The organism is Streptomyces sp. NPDC002386 (assembly GCF_053593175.1).
Genome location: NZ_JBSFBX010000002.1, coordinates 159,086 through 177,063, shown reverse-complemented (window position 1 = coordinate 177,063; position 17,978 = coordinate 159,086). Strand labels below are relative to the sequence as shown.

18 protein-coding genes and 1 pseudogene are annotated in these 17,978 nt (G+C 69.9%); 15 read left to right on the top strand and 4 right to left on the bottom strand.

The window, feature by feature from the left end; translation table 11 throughout:
* Positions 1-236 precede the first annotated feature (236 nt).
* Complete coding sequence (locus ACWCPN_RS04925; protein WP_451202455.1) at positions 237-710, top strand: carboxymuconolactone decarboxylase family protein; 474 nt, start codon at positions 237-239, stop codon at positions 708-710.
* 288 nt (positions 711-998) lie between these two features.
* Here ACWCPN_RS04925 and ACWCPN_RS04920 read toward each other — a convergent pair whose 3' ends face one another.
* Positions 999-1,469, bottom strand: a complete 471-nt coding sequence (locus ACWCPN_RS04920; protein ID WP_451202453.1) for a hypothetical protein — start codon at positions 1,467-1,469, stop codon at positions 999-1,001.
* 214 nt (positions 1,470-1,683) lie between these two features.
* Between ACWCPN_RS04920 and ACWCPN_RS04915 the strand changes: the two genes are divergently transcribed.
* From ACWCPN_RS04915 to ACWCPN_RS04885, 7 genes are all read left to right on the top strand, one after another.
* On the top strand, positions 1,684-2,520 hold the full coding sequence (locus ACWCPN_RS04915) for an MmyB family transcriptional regulator (RefSeq protein WP_199211370.1): 837 nt from the start codon (positions 1,684-1,686) through the stop codon (positions 2,518-2,520).
* A 317-nt stretch (positions 2,521-2,837) separates the two neighbouring features.
* Positions 2,838-4,037: an 8-amino-7-oxononanoate synthase family protein gene (locus ACWCPN_RS04910; RefSeq protein ID WP_451202451.1), complete on the top strand. Its 1,200-nt coding sequence runs from the start codon at positions 2,838-2,840 to the stop codon at positions 4,035-4,037.
* A gap of 133 nt (positions 4,038-4,170) precedes the next feature.
* Positions 4,171-5,337, top strand: coding sequence for an MFS transporter (locus ACWCPN_RS04905; protein WP_392292885.1), 1,167 nt, complete (start codon positions 4,171-4,173; stop codon positions 5,335-5,337).
* 1 nt (position 5,338) lies between these two features.
* A complete protein-coding gene (locus tag ACWCPN_RS04900; protein WP_199211373.1) occupies positions 5,339-6,943 on the top strand; it encodes a carboxyl transferase domain-containing protein in 1,605 nt (534 codons plus the stop codon).
* A gap of 9 nt (positions 6,944-6,952) precedes the next feature.
* Positions 6,953-8,947 (top strand): acetyl/propionyl/methylcrotonyl-CoA carboxylase subunit alpha, encoded by a 1,995-nt coding sequence (locus ACWCPN_RS04895; RefSeq protein WP_451202449.1) that lies wholly within the window; start codon positions 6,953-6,955, stop codon positions 8,945-8,947.
* Positions 8,948-9,022: 75 nt separating this feature from the next.
* Positions 9,023-9,904 carry a 3-hydroxybutyryl-CoA dehydrogenase gene (locus ACWCPN_RS04890; RefSeq protein WP_451202447.1) on the top strand — a complete coding sequence of 294 codons (882 nt, stop codon included), beginning with the start codon at positions 9,023-9,025 and terminating at the stop codon, positions 9,902-9,904.
* Positions 9,905-9,965: 61 nt separating this feature from the next.
* The gene (locus tag ACWCPN_RS04885; RefSeq protein WP_451202446.1) at positions 9,966-10,607 is read left to right on the top strand and encodes a biotin transporter BioY; all 642 of its coding nucleotides are present in this window, start codon (positions 9,966-9,968) and stop codon (positions 10,605-10,607) included.
* A 110-nt stretch (positions 10,608-10,717) separates the two neighbouring features.
* Here the strand turns inward: ACWCPN_RS04885 and ACWCPN_RS04880 are convergent, their stop codons facing one another.
* Both ACWCPN_RS04880 and ACWCPN_RS04875 read right to left on the bottom strand, forming a co-directional pair.
* Positions 10,718-11,020 carry a muconolactone Delta-isomerase family protein gene (locus ACWCPN_RS04880; protein WP_365121425.1) on the bottom strand — a complete coding sequence of 101 codons (303 nt, stop codon included), beginning with the start codon at positions 11,018-11,020 and terminating at the stop codon, positions 10,718-10,720.
* A gap of 122 nt (positions 11,021-11,142) precedes the next feature.
* On the bottom strand, positions 11,143-11,574 hold the full coding sequence (locus ACWCPN_RS04875) for an arsenate reductase ArsC (protein ID WP_451202444.1): 432 nt from the start codon (positions 11,572-11,574) through the stop codon (positions 11,143-11,145).
* Positions 11,575-11,702: 128 nt separating this feature from the next.
* On the opposite strand from ACWCPN_RS04875, the gene ACWCPN_RS04870 reads away from it, so the two are divergent.
* Both ACWCPN_RS04870 and arsB read left to right on the top strand, forming a co-directional pair.
* Positions 11,703-12,011, top strand: coding sequence for an ArsR/SmtB family transcription factor (locus tag ACWCPN_RS04870; RefSeq protein WP_199211377.1), 309 nt, complete (start codon positions 11,703-11,705; stop codon positions 12,009-12,011).
* On the top strand, positions 12,008-13,090 hold the full coding sequence (arsB, locus tag ACWCPN_RS04865; protein ID WP_451202443.1) for an ACR3 family arsenite efflux transporter: 1,083 nt from the start codon (positions 12,008-12,010) through the stop codon (positions 13,088-13,090). The genes ACWCPN_RS04870 and arsB overlap by 4 nt, the downstream gene beginning before the upstream one ends.
* Positions 13,091-13,170: 80 nt before the next feature.
* Here arsB and ACWCPN_RS04860 read toward each other — a convergent pair whose 3' ends face one another.
* The gene (locus tag ACWCPN_RS04860; protein ID WP_451202441.1) at positions 13,171-13,542 is read right to left on the bottom strand and encodes an ArsR/SmtB family transcription factor; all 372 of its coding nucleotides are present in this window, start codon (positions 13,540-13,542) and stop codon (positions 13,171-13,173) included.
* 280 nt (positions 13,543-13,822) lie between these two features.
* On the opposite strand from ACWCPN_RS04860, the gene ACWCPN_RS04855 reads away from it, so the two are divergent.
* The 5 genes and pseudogenes from ACWCPN_RS04855 to ACWCPN_RS04835 form a co-directional block, all read left to right on the top strand.
* Positions 13,823-15,208: an NAD(P)-binding domain-containing protein gene (locus tag ACWCPN_RS04855; protein ID WP_451202440.1), complete on the top strand. Its 1,386-nt coding sequence runs from the start codon at positions 13,823-13,825 to the stop codon at positions 15,206-15,208.
* Between the two features lie 130 nt (positions 15,209-15,338).
* Positions 15,339-15,812, top strand: a complete 474-nt coding sequence (locus ACWCPN_RS04850) for a hypothetical protein (RefSeq protein WP_451202439.1) — start codon at positions 15,339-15,341, stop codon at positions 15,810-15,812.
* Positions 15,813-15,853: 41 nt separating this feature from the next.
* A pseudogene (locus tag ACWCPN_RS04845) lies at positions 15,854-16,021 on the top strand (site-specific integrase); the annotation flags it as partial.
* A 937-nt stretch (positions 16,022-16,958) separates the two neighbouring features.
* On the top strand, positions 16,959-17,414 hold the full coding sequence (locus ACWCPN_RS04840; protein ID WP_451202438.1) for a helix-turn-helix domain-containing protein: 456 nt from the start codon (positions 16,959-16,961) through the stop codon (positions 17,412-17,414).
* On the top strand, positions 17,404-17,978 hold a 575-nt coding region (locus ACWCPN_RS04835), incomplete at its 3' end, for a tetratricopeptide repeat protein (RefSeq protein ID WP_451202437.1). The genes ACWCPN_RS04840 and ACWCPN_RS04835, both read left to right, overlap by 11 nt.

The following is a 17,978-nucleotide window of genomic DNA, read 5'->3' as shown; positions in this document are numbered from 1 at the left end:
ACGTACGGGAGATCGAGCGGCAACGGTAACGAGGCGTTCCGCAGACTGTGTGCGGTCTGTGTGGCGCTCCTGCACACATTTCCTGCGGATCCATGACCGGTCGTGACCGACCCGGGATCACCCGTTTCCGCACCCCTCCCGCCTAAAGTGACCCAGGTCACAACTGGTGCTGTCACATCTCTCCGGCCCACTCCGTCAATGAGGTGTAGCCAACAGCAACCGCACTGGAGGACGTCATGGACGCTCGCTTGAACCTCTTCGGCAACCCGGTCGCCGGCAAGTTCTTCCGTCACATCAACTCGGCCGGGAAGGTCCTGTCGGACTCGACGCTGCCGCTCGCGACGCAGGAACTGGTGAAGCTGCGCGCCAGCCAGATCAACGGCTGCGGCTTCTGCACCGACATGCACAGCAAGGACGCCGCGCACGCCGGGGAGACCGCGATCCGCCTCAACCTGGTCGCCGCCTGGAGGGAGGCGAAGGTCTTCACCGACGCCGAGCGCGCCGCCCTGGAACTGGTCGAGCAGGGCACCCGCATCGCCGACGCGGCCGGCGGCGTCAGCGACGAGGCCTGGGCCGACGCCGCCAAGCACTACGACGAGGACCAGCTCGGCGCCCTGGTCTGCCTGATCGCCCTGATCAACGCCTACAACCGCATGAACGTCATCGTCCAGCAGCCGGCCGGCGACTACGAGCCGGGCATGTTCGGCTGAGTGCGACGCCGAGACGCTGACGGCGCCCACGCGCGCACCCGGTCCGCGGCCCGCCGGACCCTGGCGGGCCGGGCCCCGGCGTCCCGGCTCCCTCGTACGAGCTGCCGGCGGGGTCCGTGTCCCCGCGATGCGCCGCCCATGAGTGGGAGGGGGACGGGGCCGGTCCCACAGGGCGGTGCCGGCCAACTCCACACGCGCTGGACGGCGTTGCGGCCGCCGGAAGGTGCGGCCGGGTCTTCCGCGGCGACGTGGAGACCGACGGGGCGGGGTTCCCGGGGGAGCGGCAGGTCAGGCTTCCAGGCCGGTCAGATCCCGCCGGAGCACGACACGGACCGCGCGGGTGGCGTCCCCGTGCGCCTGCCTGGCGGCGTGATAGTCCGCCGATGTGAGGCTGCTGCCCGAGGCGAGTACCTCGCGGACGTCGCGCAGCGAGTGGTAGGACGCGTCTATCCCCGTGGCCACTTCCTCGGTCGCCGTGAGGATCAGCCGCTCCCGGGCCTCGTCGCAGCCGGACGCCTGGAACGCCTGTCTGATCCGTGAGGCCCTCACCTGGGCGTCCGTGTGATCCTCGTCGGCGGCCAGCCGCATGGCCTCGTGCGCCCGACGGAAGGCGACGAGGCAGTCCACGTACGCGGTGCGCCGGTCCCGCAGACTGTTCTCCCTGCTGGTGCGCCTCCAGCGCACGTGGTCACCGGCCAGGGTGGCGCCCACACCGAGCACGGCCCCGATCCCGGTCCCCACCAGGCTCCCCCACTCCACATCACCGATCGTGCCACACGGCCGGAACCCCCGGGCGCGCTCCGTACGCGGTGCGGAACGGCCGCGGGGATCTTGGGTACCCTTGCGCGGGGGGCCTGGCCTGCGGTGAACGCGTCGCGATCGCGACGCGGTGAACACCGCCGTCGCGCATCCCCATGCCGGCCGCCCCACCCGGGCCGCGGCAGAAGGAACCAGCCAGAGTAGGGCCCCACTCATGCAGCATGGCAACTCCACAGGCCGTACCGGGAGCGAACCGCTGCCGGACGACGAGGTGGGGCTCGCGGTGCTGCTGCGGGCCTGGCGGGCGCGAGCGGGACGGAACCTGGGCCTCGGCAAACCGCTTTCGCAGGTGGAGGTCGCCACCGAGGTCGGCATGAGTGAGCGCTGGTACCGGGACCTCGAACGCGGGGCCACGCCCCGGCTGGACGCCCGGACCCTGACGGCGCTGGCGGACGCCCTGCGGCTGTGCCCGGACGAACGCGCGACCCTCTTCCTCTACGCCGCGAGCGGCGACCCCTTCCCCGCCGTGTCGCCCGTCGACGCCGTCGACCTGACGCCGCTGCGGCGCCTGCTCGACCTGCAGCCCACGCAGCCCGCCTACCTCACCGACAACGCCTGGAACATACTCGCCCACAACGCGGCCATGGCCGAGTGGTTCCCGTGGGTGCGGCAGCCCGGCGCGAACCTGATCCGCTGGGGGCTGACCGACCCCGAGGCCCGGGAGCAACTGACCGACTGGCCCCGGCACGCACGCGCGTACCTCGCGATGCTGCGCTACGCCATGGCGCAGTACCCGGGGAACCCCGAACTCGCCGGGATCCTGCGGACGGCACTCGCCGACCCCGAGTGCAGGCGCATCTGGGACGACGGCCCGGTCATCATCGCCCACCGGGACGGGCACACGTTCCGCCTGAACATCCCCCGCTTCGCTCCCCGCACCGTCGACGTCGTCACCCAGGTGCTGAACCCCGTCGGCTATCCCGGGCTCCGGCTCACCTTCGTCAGCCTGTGCACGCAGGCCGACGCCGGCGCCGGCCGCGAGGACGGCTGAGCCCTCACTCTCGCCGATGACTGCGGCATGTTCAACAGCCGCCGACCGGCAAAAATTTTCCGGTCCCGCGACCGGAAAATATTTGCCGGTCCGCGTTCTGCCGCTCCCCGTTGACCGGCAGATCATTGCCGGTCGAATCCGTTGACATTCGCTACGGCGAGTTGCGAATCTCTGAGTCCACCGGGCTTTCAGGGAAGTCGTCCGCTCACGGAGTGCGCGGAGATGGGTCATGGGACACGCGTCTGCCCCGATCCGGTTCGATTCCATGTCCGGAACTCGACTGAAGAATCATTTCGGGAGCGACCTTGCATGCCTTCATGAACATCAAGAAAACGATAGGGATAAGCAACGACTTCTGGAACGTCACCGCCGACTCCGGAATGGCCGGGATCGTCGCCGGGAATCTCGGCGCGGGGCGCTACGTCACCCGAGCCGACGGCCACGAGTTCCTGAACATGTCGTCGTACTCGTACCTCGGTCTGGACTCCCACCCGGCGTTGATCCGCGCGGCGGCCGACGCCGTCACCGAGAACGCCTCCCTGAACACGTCGGTGTCCCGGATGCGTGTGCACTTCGGGATCCTCAAGGACGCCGAGGACGCGCTCTCGGACCTGTTCCGGGTGGAGGCGGTCACCCTCGCCTCCTGTGCCGCGGCCGCCTGGTCCGCGTTGCCCCTGGTGGCGTCCGGCGCCTTCACCGACGGCAGGCCGCCGCTCATGGTGTTCGACAAGCACGCGCACTTCTGCCTGAACGCGATGAAGCCGAGCGTCGCCGACGAGGCCGAGGTCAGGACCATCGCGCACAACGACGTCGACGCCCTGGAGGAGCTCTGCCGCACCCGTCCGAACGTCGCCTACGTGGCCGACGGCGTCTACAGCACGGGCGGACAGGCACCGGTGCGTGAACTCCTGCGCCTGCAGGAGAAGTACGGGCTGTTCCTGTTCTTCGACGAGGCGCACGGCGTGTCCACCTGCGGCGACCAGGGGCGCGGACTCGTCCTGGACACCATGGGCGAGATCAACGACCGCACCTTGATCATCACCTCCCTCAACAAGGGCTTCGGGGCGTCCGGCGGCGCGATCTTCCTCGGACCGCGGGGCTCCCGGCACCGCCGTGACCTGGCCCTGCGCTACGGCGGCCCGCTGACCTGGTCGCAGCGGATCAACACCGCCGGCCTCGGGGCGATCACCGCCTCCGCCGACCTGCACCGCTCGGCCGAACTCAAGGAACTCCAGCACCGGCTGCGGGAGAACATCGACCGCTTCGACGCGCTGGTGCCGACGGCCGACAGCGGTGACGGGCTGCCGATCCGGTTCATCGACATCGGCTCGGAGGAGAAGACCGTTCACATCGGCCGGACCCTCCTTTCCGAGGGCTACTACACCTCCGCCCTCTTCTTCCCCGTCATCGCCCGCGGGAAAGCGGGGCTGCGCATCATGCTCCGCGCCGACATGACGAGGACGGACATCGAGCGATTCGGCCGCCTGGTCGACGAGCTGCGGAGCCAGAATGACTGACCAGAGGCTCTCTTCGCCCGGTGCGAGGAAATCGCCCGGTGAAAACCGGGAACCCGGAGAAATCCAGGCGCCCGACGGAAAACGAACGGCCGACGAGGCCCAGGAATCGCTTCCCCAGGTGAACCGGCGGATCATGGCACTCTCGTGCCTCCTGGTCTTCATGGCCCAGATGGCGACCACCATCTACCTGCCGTCGCTGCCCATCGTGGCGCACGACTTCGGAATGTCCCGCAGTTACGCGGCACTGTCCATTTCGGCGTTCGTGATCGGCGCCGCGGCCCCGGTCGTCCTGTGGGGCGTGGCGGCCGACCGCTACGGCCGCCGGGGCCCGCTGCTGACCTCGCTGGCGCTGTTCGTGCTCACCAGCGCCCTGATCGCGCTGATCCGGTCCCCCGAGGGGCTGCTGGTACTGCGTGCGCTCCAGGGCATCGGCGCCGGAGGCAGCGCGATCATCGCCCGCATCCTGGTGCGGGACCGCTGGAGCGGCGACGAACTGGCCCGGCGCCTGTCCGTGCTGTCGATCGCGTTCATCACGGCGATGGGCGGTGGCCAGTTCCTCGGCGGCCTGATCGGCAGGTACTCCCACTGGGAGACCGGCTTCGTCGTCCTCGGCGCGGTCGGCGCGATCGCGGCAGCGCTGACCTTCACCGTGCCGTTCGAGCCGAGCCGGGCCGTGCAGCCGCCGTCCGAGGTGCTGCGGATCTGTCTCGCCGTCGCCCGGCAGCCCGCGTTCCTGCTGCCGGCGCTGGCCGGCGGCGCGGGGTTCGCCACGATCGTGATGCTGCAGGAGGTCAGCCCGTTCGTGTTCCAGCAGCACTTCGGGCTCGCCACCGACGAGTACGGAAGCCTCGGACTGCTCCTCGGCGCGGCCTACTTCGCCGGAGCGATGACCGTCAACCGCTTCGTGGCCCGAGCGGGATCGGCCCGCCTGATGACCGCGGGGTCGATCGTGATGACCGCGGCCGGCGTCCTGATGATCGTGCTGTGGTCGGTGCCCGGCCTGCCGCACAGCGGCGCCCTGGTGGCCTTCGTGGCGCTGTACTGCGTGACCACGTTCGGGCAGTCCGTGCTGTTCCCCAACAGCATGGCCGCCGCCGTCAGCAGCCGGCCGGGCCACGGTGCCTACGCCGTCTCCCTGTGCGGCTTCCTCCAGCAGTCGATGGCGGGCATCGCCGCGGCCAGTGCCGCGCTGCTGCACGCCGATCTCGCCTGGGCGACGGTCGCCGCCGCGCTGGGGGCCGCCGCCTGGCTCATGACCCGGATCGCCGCGTCGTCGGCGCTCACCGAGGAAGGGAATTGACATGGCGGTGCTGCGTTCCCACGTCAGCCCATCCAGCGAGTCGTTCCGCCGCAACACCGAGGCGTACGGAGCACTGCGGACGCAGATCGCCGCGGCCCGTGCCGCCGCGACGGCCGGCGGCGGCGCCGAGGCCCGGGCCCGCCACGCCGCACGCGGCAAGCTCACCGCCCGGGAGCGGGTGACCCGCCTGCTCGACCCGGGAACCCCGTTCCTGGAGATCGGTCAGCTCGCCGCACACGAGGTGTACGAGCAGGCCGTCCCGTCGGCGGCCATCATCACCGGCGTCGGCATGGTGGAGGGCCGGCCCACGGTCGTGTTCGCCAACGACGCGACCGTGAAGGGCGGCACGTACTACCCGCTGACGGTCCGCAAGCACCTGCGGGCCCAGCAGGTCGCCCGTGAGAACGGGCTGCCCTGCGTCTACCTGGTCGACTCCGGGGGCGTCTTCCTGCCGATGCAGGAGGACATCTTCCCCGACGAGAACCACTTCGGCCGGATCTTCCGGAACATCGCGGAGATGTCCGCGATGGGCCTGCCGCAGATCGCCGCCGTGATGGGCTCGTGCACCGCCGGTGGCGCGTACATCCCCGCGATGTGCGACGAGACCGTGATCGTGCGGGGCAACGGGTCGATCTTCCTGGGCGGTCCGCAGCTGGTACGGGCCGCGACCGGCGTGATCGTCGACGCCGAGACCCTCGGCGGAGCCGACCTGCACACCACGACCAGCGGTGTCGCCGACCACCTCGCCCTCGACGACGAGCACGCGCTCACCCTGGTCCGGGAGATCGCCGCCCGGCACGGCAGGCAGACCCCGGCCGCGCCGCCGGAACCACCGGTGCCGCCGCTGTACGACCCGGCCGAACTGCCGGGGATCGTCAGCGCCAACCCGCGTGAGCCGATCCCGGCCAGGGAGATCCTCGCCCGGCTGCTGGACGGCAGCGAGTTCACCGAGTACCGGGCCCGGTTCGGGCCGACGATCGTGTGCGGCACCGGCCGCATCGGCGGATACCCGGTGGGCGTCCTCATCAACGACGGCGTGCTCTTCTCCGAGAGCGCCCAGAAGGCCGCCAACTTCATCGAGCTGTGCTCGCAGCGCGGCATCCCCCTGCTCTTCCTGCACAACATCAACGGGTTCATGGTCGGTGCCGAGTACGAGGCGGGCGGCATCGCCAAGCACGGCGCCAAGATGGTGAACGCCGCCTCCTGCGCCGCCGTCCCGAAGTTCAGCGTGCTGATCGGCGGCAGTTACGGCGCGGGCAACCTCGCCATGTGCGGCCGCTCGATCGGCCCCCAGCTGATGGCCATGTGGCCCAACGCCAAGACGTCCGTGGTCGGCGGGGAGCAGGCCGCCACCGTGCTGGCGCTGATCAGGAACGAGCAGCTCGCCAAGCGGGGTGCCTCGTTGACACCCGAAGAGGAAGAGGCGTTCAAGAAGCCGATCCGGGACAACTACGACCGCGAGGGCCAGCCCCTCTACGTCGCCGCCCGGCTCTGGGTCGACGCCGTGGTCGACCCCGCCGACACCCGTGAATGGCTGACGCTGAGCCTCGCCCTGGCCGCGGCAGCACCGCAACGAGAGACACGCTTCGGCGTGTTCAGGATGTGATGGTCCGACATGGTGAAACGACTCCTCATCGCCAACCGGGGTGAGATAGCCCGCCGTATCGCCCGTACCTGCCGGCGTCTCGGCATCGAGTACGTCGCCGTCCACTCCGAGGCGGACGCCACCGCGGCCCACCTGGACGGCGCCTTCGAACAGGTCCTGATCGGACCGTCCCCGGCGGCCGACAGCTATCTGCGCGCCGACGCCCTGATCGACGCGGCCCTGCGCACCGGCTGCGACGCCGTCCACCCGGGATACGGATTCCTCTCGGAGAACGCGGAGTTCGCCGCAGCCGCCGCCGAGGCCGGCCTGGTCTTCGTCGGACCCGGCGCGAACACCATCGCGGCCATGGGGGACAAGGCCATCGCGAAGCGACTGATGGCGGAGGCGGGTGTGCCGGTGCTGCCGGGCTCGTCGGACGCCACCGAGTCGGTGGACGAGATCCGGGCGAACGCGGCCCGCATCGGCTACCCGGTGATCCTCAAGCCCGTCGCCGGCGGCGGCGGCAAGGGCATGCAGGTGATCGAGCGGGAGGACGACCTCGCCCCCGCCGTGGAAGCCGCGATCCGGCTGGCCCGCGCCAACTTCGGCGACGGACGCCTCCTGGTAGAGCGGTACCTGCGCCGGCCCCGGCACATCGAGGTGCAGGTCTTCGGCGACACCCACGGAAACGTGGTGCACCTCTTCGAGCGGGAGTGCTCGCTGCAGCGCCGGCACCAGAAGATCGTCGAGGAGGCGCCGGCCGTCGGTCTTCCGGTGGACGTCCAGGAGGCGCTGCGGTCCGCCGCCGTACGCGGAGCGCAGGCCATCGGCTACGTCAACGCGGGGACCTTCGAGTTCATTCTCGACAGCGCCGGTGACGGGAGCGGGTTCTACTTCCTGGAGGTCAACACGCGCCTCCAGGTCGAACACCCGGTCACCGAGGCCATCACCGGCCTCGACCTGGTCGAGTGGCAACTGCTGGTCGCCGCGGGCGAACGACTCCCCCTGGCCCAGGACGAGATCACCGCGTCCGGACACGCCGTCGAGGTCCGGGTGTACGCCGAGGACCCGGACGCGGGTTTCCGCCCCGCCCCCGGCCGGGCGCTGGTGGCCAAGTGGCCCACCGATCTGCGGGTCGACGCGGCCTTCGACGACGCGGGCGAGGTACCGGCCTTCTACGACCCGATGATCGCCAAGCTCATCGCGCACGGACCCGCCCGGCCCGCGGCTCTCGCCCGGCTCCTGCACTCCGTGCGCGCCACCGCCGTCCTCGGTCTCACCACCAACCTCGGGTTCCTCGCGGACCTGCTGCGCGACCCCCGGGTGAGCGCCGGCCTGATCGACACGCACCTCGTGGACGACTTCACCGCCCGCGCGGCCGAGCACGGCCGGGACCTCGAGCCGGCGGCGTCGGCCTGCGCGGCCGCGATGAGCCTGCCCGCCCGGAACCCCGCGGGCACGAACGGCTCCCCGTGGAGCGGCACCGTCGGCGCACTCGACCGGCACCTGCTGGACCCGCACGCCCCGCTGGGCCGGGTCCCCTGCCGGGTCGGCGGCCGTCCGCTCGAAGCGGCGCTGCTCTCCCTGCGACCGGGCGACCTCACCGTGGCCGTGGCCGGCGAGCGCTTCCGGGTGACGTACGAGCAGGACGGGGCACTGCTGCGCGGCAGGGTCGGCGAGGCGCTCTGGACGGGTCTGCGCCGGGCCGACGACTGCGAACTCGTCGTCGACGGACGCCGGCTGACCCTGACGCTCGGCGTCAGCGGTGAGGACGACAGTTCGGCCGCCGGCGACGCGGTCACCTCACCGATGCCCGGCACGGTGATCCAACTGCCCGTAGCGGTGGGCGAGGCCGTGCGGCAGGGCGACACGGTCGCGATCGTCGAGGCGATGAAGATGGAGAACCGGGTGCTCGCGCCCTCCTCCGGTGTGGTCGAGGAGATCCGCTGCGAAGTCGCCGACATCGTCTCGGCGGACCAGGTCCTCGTCGTCATCGGGGCGGAGCAGTGTGAGGAAGCCGCCTGAGTCGCGTACCCGAACCCGGACCGGGTCCGGACGAATCCGTACCGGGCCCGGACCCGGGGCAAGCAAGGCAGGACCATGACGGAAGTGAAGAACCAGATGAACCCCATCCGCCGTATCGGCGTGGTCGGCTCGGGTGCCATGGGCGCGGGAATAGCCGAAGTGAGCGCCCTGGCAGGCATGGACGTACTGGTCGCGGTGTCCCGCGAGGCGTCGCTGACCACGGGCCGGCGTCGCATCGGTGCCTCCCTCGACCGCGCCGTCGCGAAGGGCCGGCTCACCCGGGCCGAGCGGGACGCGGCCCTGGAGCGCGTCGAGTTCACCACGGACCTCGGCGAACTGGCCGACCGGCAGCTGGTCGTCGAGGCGGTCCGTGAGGACGAGATGCTCAAGCTCGACCTCTTCACCACCCTCGACAAGGTGGTCGAGGACCCGGACGCGATCCTTGCCTCCAACACCTCCTCCATCCCCATCATGAAGCTGGCCGGCGTCACCAACCGCCCGGCGCAGGTCATCGGCACCCACTTCTTCAACCCCGTACCGGCGATGTCCCTGGTGGAACTCGTCGGCTCGCTGCACACGTCCGACGAGACCATGCACCGGGCCGAGGAGTGGGTGGCCGGGACGCTGGGCAAGCGGCCCATCCGCTCCAAGGACCGGGCGGGCTTCGTGGTCAACGCGCTGCTGGTGCCGTACCTGCTGTCCGCCGTGCGCATGGTGGAGACGGGCTTCGCCACCGTGGAGGACGTCGACCAGGGCATGGTGCTCGGCTGCTCCCATCCGATGGGTCCGCTGCGGCTGACCGACATGGTGGGCCTCGACGTCGTGGCGGCCGTGGCCGACGCGCTGTACGCGGAGTTCAAGGAGCCGCTCTACGCGGCCCCGCCGCTGCTCTCCCGCATGGTCGAGGGCGGCCTGCTCGGCCGCAAGACGGGCCGCGGCTTCTACTCGTACCGGTAGCGCCCCCGGACCGGCCGCCGCGACAACCCCACCGAGACACGCAGAAACGGACACACCAGACGTGAGTACCGCCTTCAGGATCACGCCGACGACGACCGGGCCCACGGGACTGGTCCTCGCCGACCTCCTGCCCGCCGAGGGCGCCGCCCGGACCCGGGCGCGCGACGCCGTGCTGGTCCTCGGCGGCGCGGCCCTGACCGGGGCCGCCGCGCAGTTCGCGGTGCCGGTGCCCGGATCGCCGGTCCCGGTGACGGGGCAGACGTTCGCCGCTCTGCTGGTCGCCGCCGCCCTCGGTGCGCGGCGCGGAGCGCTGGCGCTCGCCGTCTACACCGGTGCGGGCGTCTGCGGCATGCCCTGGTTCGCCCAGGGCGCGTCCGGCACGGGCATGCCCACGTTCGGCTACCTCCTGGGCCTGGTCCTCGCCGCCGCCGTGGTCGGCGGCCTGGCCCGCCGCGGCGGCGACCGGAGTGCGCTGCGCACGGCCTGTGTCATGGCCGCGGGCAGCGCCTGCGTGTACGCCGTCGGCGTGCCGTACCTCGCCGTCGCCCTGCACATCTCCCTCGGCCGGGCCGCGGCCCTGGGCGCCTGGCCCTACCTGGCGGGCGACGCGCTGAAGGCGGCCCTGGCGATGGGCGTGCTTCCCACGGCCTGGCGCGTGCTCGGCACCGCGGCGCGTTCCGAACGCCGGGGCGAGCCCTCGTAGTCAGTGAACCGGAGCCGCCGACACCGGTGTCGGGCCCGGTGCCGCTTTCCCGGCACCGGCCTGACACCGGTGTTCTGGTGTGCCCAACCGACCCCGGGGAGCCCGCCCGATCACGCTGTGCCGTCGGGCCCGCCCGGGTCGTTGGGGTGGGACTCGACCGCGGTGACGGCCAGCGTCATCCAGGGCCTGAGCGGCAGCGTGCCGAGCACCTTCTCGTGCAACTCCGCCTCGTCGGCGGCCCGCCACACGCCGATGCTCCGCAGCTCACCGACCGGGCGCCAGAGCCGGATCAGGTTGCCACTCGCCGCCAGCTCCTTCGCCCGGGCCGCCTCGGCGGCACGGCGCCGGTCGACCTCGGCCGGATCGGTGCCCTCGGGGACGTCGGTGGTGATCTCCACCAGGAACTCGCGCATGGTCCTTCTCCCTCCGGCGGGACGAGGCCACCGGGCCACGGAGGAACGGTCCGCGGGACCGGCATGCGATCAGGCTACGACCGCCCGCGCGGACGCGCAGAGTGGCGGTGCGCCGGTGGCGGTCAGCACCGGTCCCCGTGCTTCGCGGCGGCGTCGATCTCGACGATCAGGGCCTCGACGCGGGTCCTGATCAGGTCGCGGATCGGGCGCACGGCCTCGACGCCCTTGCCGGCCGGGTCCTCCAGGGCCCAGTCGAGGTACTTCTTGCCGGGAAAGACCGGGCAGGCGTCGCCGCAGCCCATGGTGATGACGTAGTCGGACGCCTGGACGGCCTCGGTGGTGAGGACCTTCGGCTGGGCCGTGGAGATGTCGACGCCGACCTCCTTCATGGCTTCGACCGCGGCGGGGTTGACCCGGTCGCCGGGCACGGAGCCGGCGGAGCGGACCTCGACCCGGTCGCCCGCGAGGTGGGAGAGGAAGCCGGCGGCCATCTGGGAGCGTCCGGCGTTGTGGACGCAGACGAACAGCACGGAGGCGAGCGGGCTGGAGGACATCGGTTCTTCCTTCACGAGCGGACCGAACGGGGCCCCTTCAGGCGGTGCGCCAACGGGACGCCGGGATGCGTCTCCCTGAGATCAGCCTTGACTGGTATCAGCACAGACTGATGTGACAGTATCAGCCCATGCTGACGTCAGTCGATACTGATCTGATCCGGGTGCTGGCCGACCCCCTCAGGCTCCGGATCGTCACCCTGCTCGCCGAGGAGACGCTCTGCACCACGCACCTGGTCGAGGAGACCGGCGCGAAGCAGACCAACCTCTCCAACCACATGAAGGTGCTGCGGGAGGCCGGGGTCGTCGACACGGAGCCCTGCGGCCGGTACACGTACTACAAGCTGCGCCCGGACGTCATCGCCCACCTGGCCGGCCGGTTCGCGGAGCTGGCCGAGTCCGCCCGGAACGCCGCCGACAACAAGAGGGCCTGCCCGTGACCCGCACCGAAGCACCCGCGGCCGCCGAGGAGACCTCGGTCGTCGCGAAGCTGTCGACGCTCGACCGCTTCCTCGCCGTCTGGATCCTGCTCGCCATGGCCGTCGGCCTCGGGCTCGGCCGGGCCGTCCCCGGACTGAACGACGCGCTGGCCAAGGTGGAGATCGGGGGCATCAGCCTGCCGATCGCCATCGGCCTGCTGATCATGATGTACCCGGTGCTGGCCAAGGTCCGCTACGACAGGCTCGACGCGGTCACCGGCGACAAGAGGCTGATGGTGTCCTCGCTGGTCGTCAACTGGCTCGTCGGACCCGCGGTGATGTTCGCCCTCGCCTGGATCTTCCTGCCGGATCTGCCCGAGTACCGCACCGGGCTGATCATCGTCGGTCTCGCCCGGTGCATCGCCATGGTCGTCATCTGGAACGACCTTGCCTGCGGAGACCGCGAGGCCGCCGCCGTCCTCGTCGCCCTCAACTCGGTCTTCCAGGTCCTGGCGTTCGGCCTGCTCGGCTGGTTCTACCTCGATCTGCTGCCCAGCCTGCTCGGCCTGGGCGACGGCCGGCACCTGAGCGTCTCCATGTGGAGGGTCGCGCTGAACGTCGTCGTCTTCCTCGGTGTCCCGCTGCTCGCCGGGTTCCTCACCCGCCGCATCGGTGAGAGGAGGCTCGGCCGCGAGAGGTACGAGACCCGCTTCGTGCCGAAGATCGGCCCCTGGGCGCTCTACGGCCTGCTGTTCACGATCGTCGTCCTCTTCGCCCTGCAGGGAAAAACGATCACCTCCCAGCCGCTGGACGTGGCCCGGATCGCGCTGCCGCTGCTGGTCTACTTCGCGATCATGTGGTTCGGCGTGTTCGCCCTGGGCAAGGCCATCGGCCTCGCCTACGACCGCACCGCCACCCTCGCCTTCACCGCCGCCGGCAACAACTTCGAGCTGGCCATCGCGGTGGCCGTCGCCACCTTCGGCGTCGCTTCCGGTCAGGCCCTGTCGGGCGTCGTCGGCCCGCTGATCGAGGTTCCGGTCCTGGTCGCCCTGGTCCACGTCTCCCTCGCCTGGCGAAGGAAGTTCACCGCCCTCCGCTGAGCCTTCCGTGACCCGCAAGCGCCGCGAACCCCGCCCCGCACCGCGGGACGGGGTTCGCCTCTCCCCGTGGAACTCCGGGATCAGGCGGCCGCGGGGATGACCAGGAGCCGGCCCATCGCGGCCAGGACGGACGGTTCGACTCGGTAGTACACCCAGGTGCCGCGCCGTTCGGAGGTCAGCAGACCCGCCTCCTTCAGCTTCTTCAGGTGGTGCGAGACGGTCGGCTGGGAGACTCCGACGTCAGAGATGTCGCACACGCACGCCTCACCGCCCTCGTGCGAGGCGACCGCGGAGAACAGCCGCAGGCGGACCGGGTCCCCGAGCGCCTTGAACATGCGGGCAGCCGTCTCGGCCTCTTCGGCGGTCATGGGCCGTTCGGCGAGCGGCGGGCAGCACGGCGCCACGCCCCGGCCCTCGGCCCCGAGCAGCGGCAGCGGCTTCGCATTCGACATGCGTCTATGTTGACACATGTCGAACCAAGTGGGCCGTGGTCGGGGTCGGCGATCACCTCCCGCTGGAGCGCCCCGGGTGTCACCGCACAACCGGCAGCGCCCCGGGCGCTGCCGCACAGCCGGACCGCTCGCCCCCGATCCCCGCAGTGCCTGCTCCCGGGGTCCCCCCGTCTCTCGAAAACTTTGGATTCGATGAATGTCTATGTTGACGCCTATCGATACAGGTGTCATCCTGGCGGCGCAAGCCATCGACAAACGTCGAAACACGCAAGGAGTCGCCGTGAACGCGCCCACCGCCGAACTGCCCGTCGTCGTGATCGGGGCCGGACCGATCGGCTTGGCCGCCGCTGCCCACCTGACCGAGCGCGGCCTCGACTCCGTGGTCCTGGAAGCCGGACAGACCGCCGGCGCCGGAGTGCGCGAGTGGGCACATGTGAGGCTGTTCTCCACCTGGGGTGAACTGGTCGATCCCGCAGCCGAGAAGCTCCTCGCTCCCACCGGCTGGAGCAAGCCGGACGCGGGGACCTACCCGTCCGGCGGGGACTGGGCCGACCGCTACCTGAAGCCCCTCGCCGACGCACTCGGCGACAAGGTCCGCACCGGCGCCCGGGTGACCGGCGTTTCCCGTGCCGGCCGGGACCGGATCGTCGACGCCGACCGTGAGGCGCAGCCCTTCGTCGTGCACGTCGAGCGCGCCGACGGCCGGGAAGAGCGGCTGTTCGCCCGGGCGGTCATCGACGCCTCCGGCACCTGGGCCCTCCCCGGCCCCGCCGGTGGCAGCGGCCTGCCCGCCCTCGGCGAGCGGGCAGCGGCCGAGCGGATCACCTACCGCGTTCCCGACCTGAAGGACCCGGCTGTGCGGGCCCGGTACGCGGGCAGGCGCACTGCCGTCATCGGCTCCGGAGCCTCGGCGTTCACGGCGCTGGCCTACCTCGCCGACCTGGCCGAGGCCGAGGACGGTTCGGGCACGAAGGCCGTGTGGATCCTGCGCCGTGGCATCTCCGGATCGACCTTCGGCGGCGGCACCGCAGACCAGCTCCCGGCGCGCGGCGCGCTCGGACTGGCGGCCAAGGCGGCAGTGGACGACGGGCACGCGGACGCGGTCACGGGCTTCCGCACCGAGGTGATCGAGCGCGACGGCGACGGCCGCCTGGTCCTGGTCGCCGAGGACGGCCGCCGCCTGGAGCCGGTGGACGAGGTGATCGTGCTGACCGGCTTCCGTCCCGACCTGTCGTTCCTGTCGGAGATCCGCCTGGGCCTGGACGAACGCCTCCAGGCACCGACCGCCCTCGCTCCGCTGATCGACCCCAACCAGCACTCCTGCGGCACCGTCTACCCCCACGGCCACCGGGAACTGGCCCACCCGGAACAGGGGGTCTACCTGGTCGGCATGAAGTCCTACGGCCGCGCCCCGACGTTCCTCGCGATGACCGGCTACGAGCAGGTCCGCTCCGTCGTGGCCGCGATCGCCGGCGACATCGAGTCCGCCGACCGCGTCGAACTCACCCTCCCGGAAACCGGGGTGTGCGGGGGAGCGGGCCTGTTCGACGCCCCCGAAGCGGACCAGGCCGACGGCGGATGCTGCGCCCCGGCACCCCAGCTGATCCAGCTCGGCGCAAACACCTCTGCCGATGAAGCGGCGACGGGCGGCTGCTCCGGCTCGTGAACAGTGCCGCGGTCACGCGAGATGCGGTGGTCACTCAGTCAGGCCCGCGAGCAGCACCGGGCCGTAGCCTGCCCCGGTGGCCTGGCAGGCCGCGATCGGGACGTCCCTGGTGTGGCGGAGGATGGTGCTCATGTGCGCTCTTTTCGGCCCTCCCGAGCCTCGCCGCGTCTCGCCGGGCGAGTACCCCGTGTGGGACCAGGCTCTCGCTCTTCTGAACCGGGATCTGGCGGCGACGCTTCCCCGGCTGGACCCCCTGCGGCTGCTGGCCCTTGCGTCCTGCGATGCGGATGAGCCGGAGCACGTCCACGTCGCCATGGCCAACGGCGAGTGGCACGGCGATCACCTGGACCCGGACTCGCAGGACAGCCTTGCCGCTGCGCTGGCGAGCGTCGCCGATGCCGCACAGGAGACCGTCATGGAGCTTCTGTGGCAGGCGTGGCCCCTGTGTCCTGAGCATGGCCTTGGCATGCATCCGAGGGAAGGTGCGGAGGAGCGGCTGTTCTGGTGGTGCGCAGGAGAACGGTTGCGTCGCGGCCCGGCTCATATCCAGGCGGCCGTGGGCGCACTCGATGCCTTGGGAGAGACGATCCGTACACGGCCTTGAAAACCCTCGTGGCAGGGATGTCACCGCGGGTTCAAATCCCGGAGATGCGGCACAGCTTCGTGTCCCTGCTGTCTGACCGTGGCGTCCCACTGGAGGAGACCTCCCGGCTCGTCGGACACTCGGGTACGGCTGTGACCGGGGAGGCCCACCGGAAGCGGATCCGGCCCGTGAACCGGACCGGCGCCGTGGTCATGGACGGCACCTTCGGCACGCAGGAAGCGGCAATTGCGCAGGTAGAAACAAGAAGACCACCTAGGAACGTTCCTAGGTGGTCTACCTGCTGTTACGGCTGTCGGGGTGGCGGGATTTGAACCCACGACCTCTTCGTCCCGAACTATCGGCTGGGCGGTCATAGCAGGTCAGGATGCTGGTCCTGCGGTCCTCGATGGCCGTTGCCAGCCACTCGCGGTCGCTGTGGTTGCTGTACTCCGCTGCTGTACCGCAACTCTTTGCCGGCGTCCCGTTGTCAGTCCCCCCTGTTAGCTTGCCTGGCGGGATGAGACCGGTCAGAGAACCTTCGAGGTCCGCGGTCAAGGGGGGTGGGCACTAAGGTCCCCGGGAGCCACCTCGGGTCCATGTTGCAGGCCACAGACCCCCCCTCACCACCTGGCCAACACGATTTCCAACTGTGGCGATGAGCTCAAGGTCATCGGACGGGACCGTTCACCTGCGTTCGTGGCCGTCCGGCCGTTGGAGCGGCCTACGCCTACGGTCTCGCCTGAACGACCGTGAAGGGTCCTGAATGAGACGGCAACTGAGACGGACGCCAACTATGCGGCCCCTGCTTCCCGACGCTCGCGCCTGAAGTGCAACCACACAGTCAGCCCAGTAGCGGTCAGGGCTCCACAGGGCGCGGTGCAAGCCAATAGCGCCATGCTGCCGGTCACCGCACCACTCACCGCGACGGCGACTCCAGCAATCAACGAAAGGATCATGGTCCAGAACCCGACCTCTTCCCCCACCGACCAACGCATCGTTCCGTCAGACACCGCGCCCTCCGCAGCTCGTAGTTGATGCTCCGAGCATGCATCAGCAGGCCGTTGACCTGCGTTTTTCATTCCAGATGGCAACCGATCGTTCCTAACGGCCTACGCTAGGTTCCAGCAGGTTTACAGAACTTTCCAGCGGACGTCAGATCGGGGGGCGATGTCGAAGGCCCTGGCTGATCTCTCCGCACGGCTTCGCCGCTTGCACCGCGAAGCTGGGGAGCCCACTACGCGGGTCATTGGCAGGGCGATCGGCTACAGCCACACCACAGTTGCCAAGGCTTTGAGAGGCGGGAGCTGTCCTTCCTGGATGGTGCTAGAGAAGATCGTCGCGCAGCTCAGAGGAGACGTTCACGAATTCAAGCGTCTCTGGATCCTTGCGCGGGACGAACTCGCCCCGCTCCCTCCCGTGCCGGGTAGCTGCGTGGACTCTGAGCCCACACTAGCCATGGCGGTCGAATCGAGCCCGTCGTATATCCGCAGTGAGTCGCACCCTGTCATAGCCCGCGTTGATCCAAATACAGGGAACGTCGAATTCGTGATGTCTCCTGAAGTGGGCCTGAAGTGGATGATGAATCTCCGCAACTCGAAGGGCGGTGAGGAGGGTGACGAATAGTGCAGGAGGCAGTGAAGATAGGCACGCCAACGAGGGTGCATCCGCAACGATTATGCAGGCTTTGATGTATGCGGTAAATTCTGCTCAAGAAGGGGTCGAGTCCGGGGCTGCTTACTATAATCTCGGCGTCGCCGCTACTGGAGAGAATCGCCTTGATATCGCAGGCGATGCTTTCGTTCGAGCTCTTGAGATTTTCAACGCCGTAGGAAATGTGGCCGCAGCTGCCGAGGTTGGGATCAATCTTGGAATAACTCTGCGCAAATTGAAAATGCTGGATGAAGCCGTTTCCGTGATCCAGGAAGCCGTCAACCAATCAGCAATTATAGATCATGACATTATCCAATCTCGCGCTCTCAATAATCTTGGGCTTGTTCTGCAAGAGATGCGTCGGTTTGATGAGGCGGCGGATGCTCACGAACGGGCTCTCTTGCTGTGTGATGAGACCGGGGATCGGCTAGGAGCGGCACAGGCTCTCAATAATCTTGGGCTTGTTCTGCAAGAGATGCGTCGGTTTGATGAGGCGGCGGATGCTCACGAACGGGCTCTCTTGCTGTGTGATGAGAC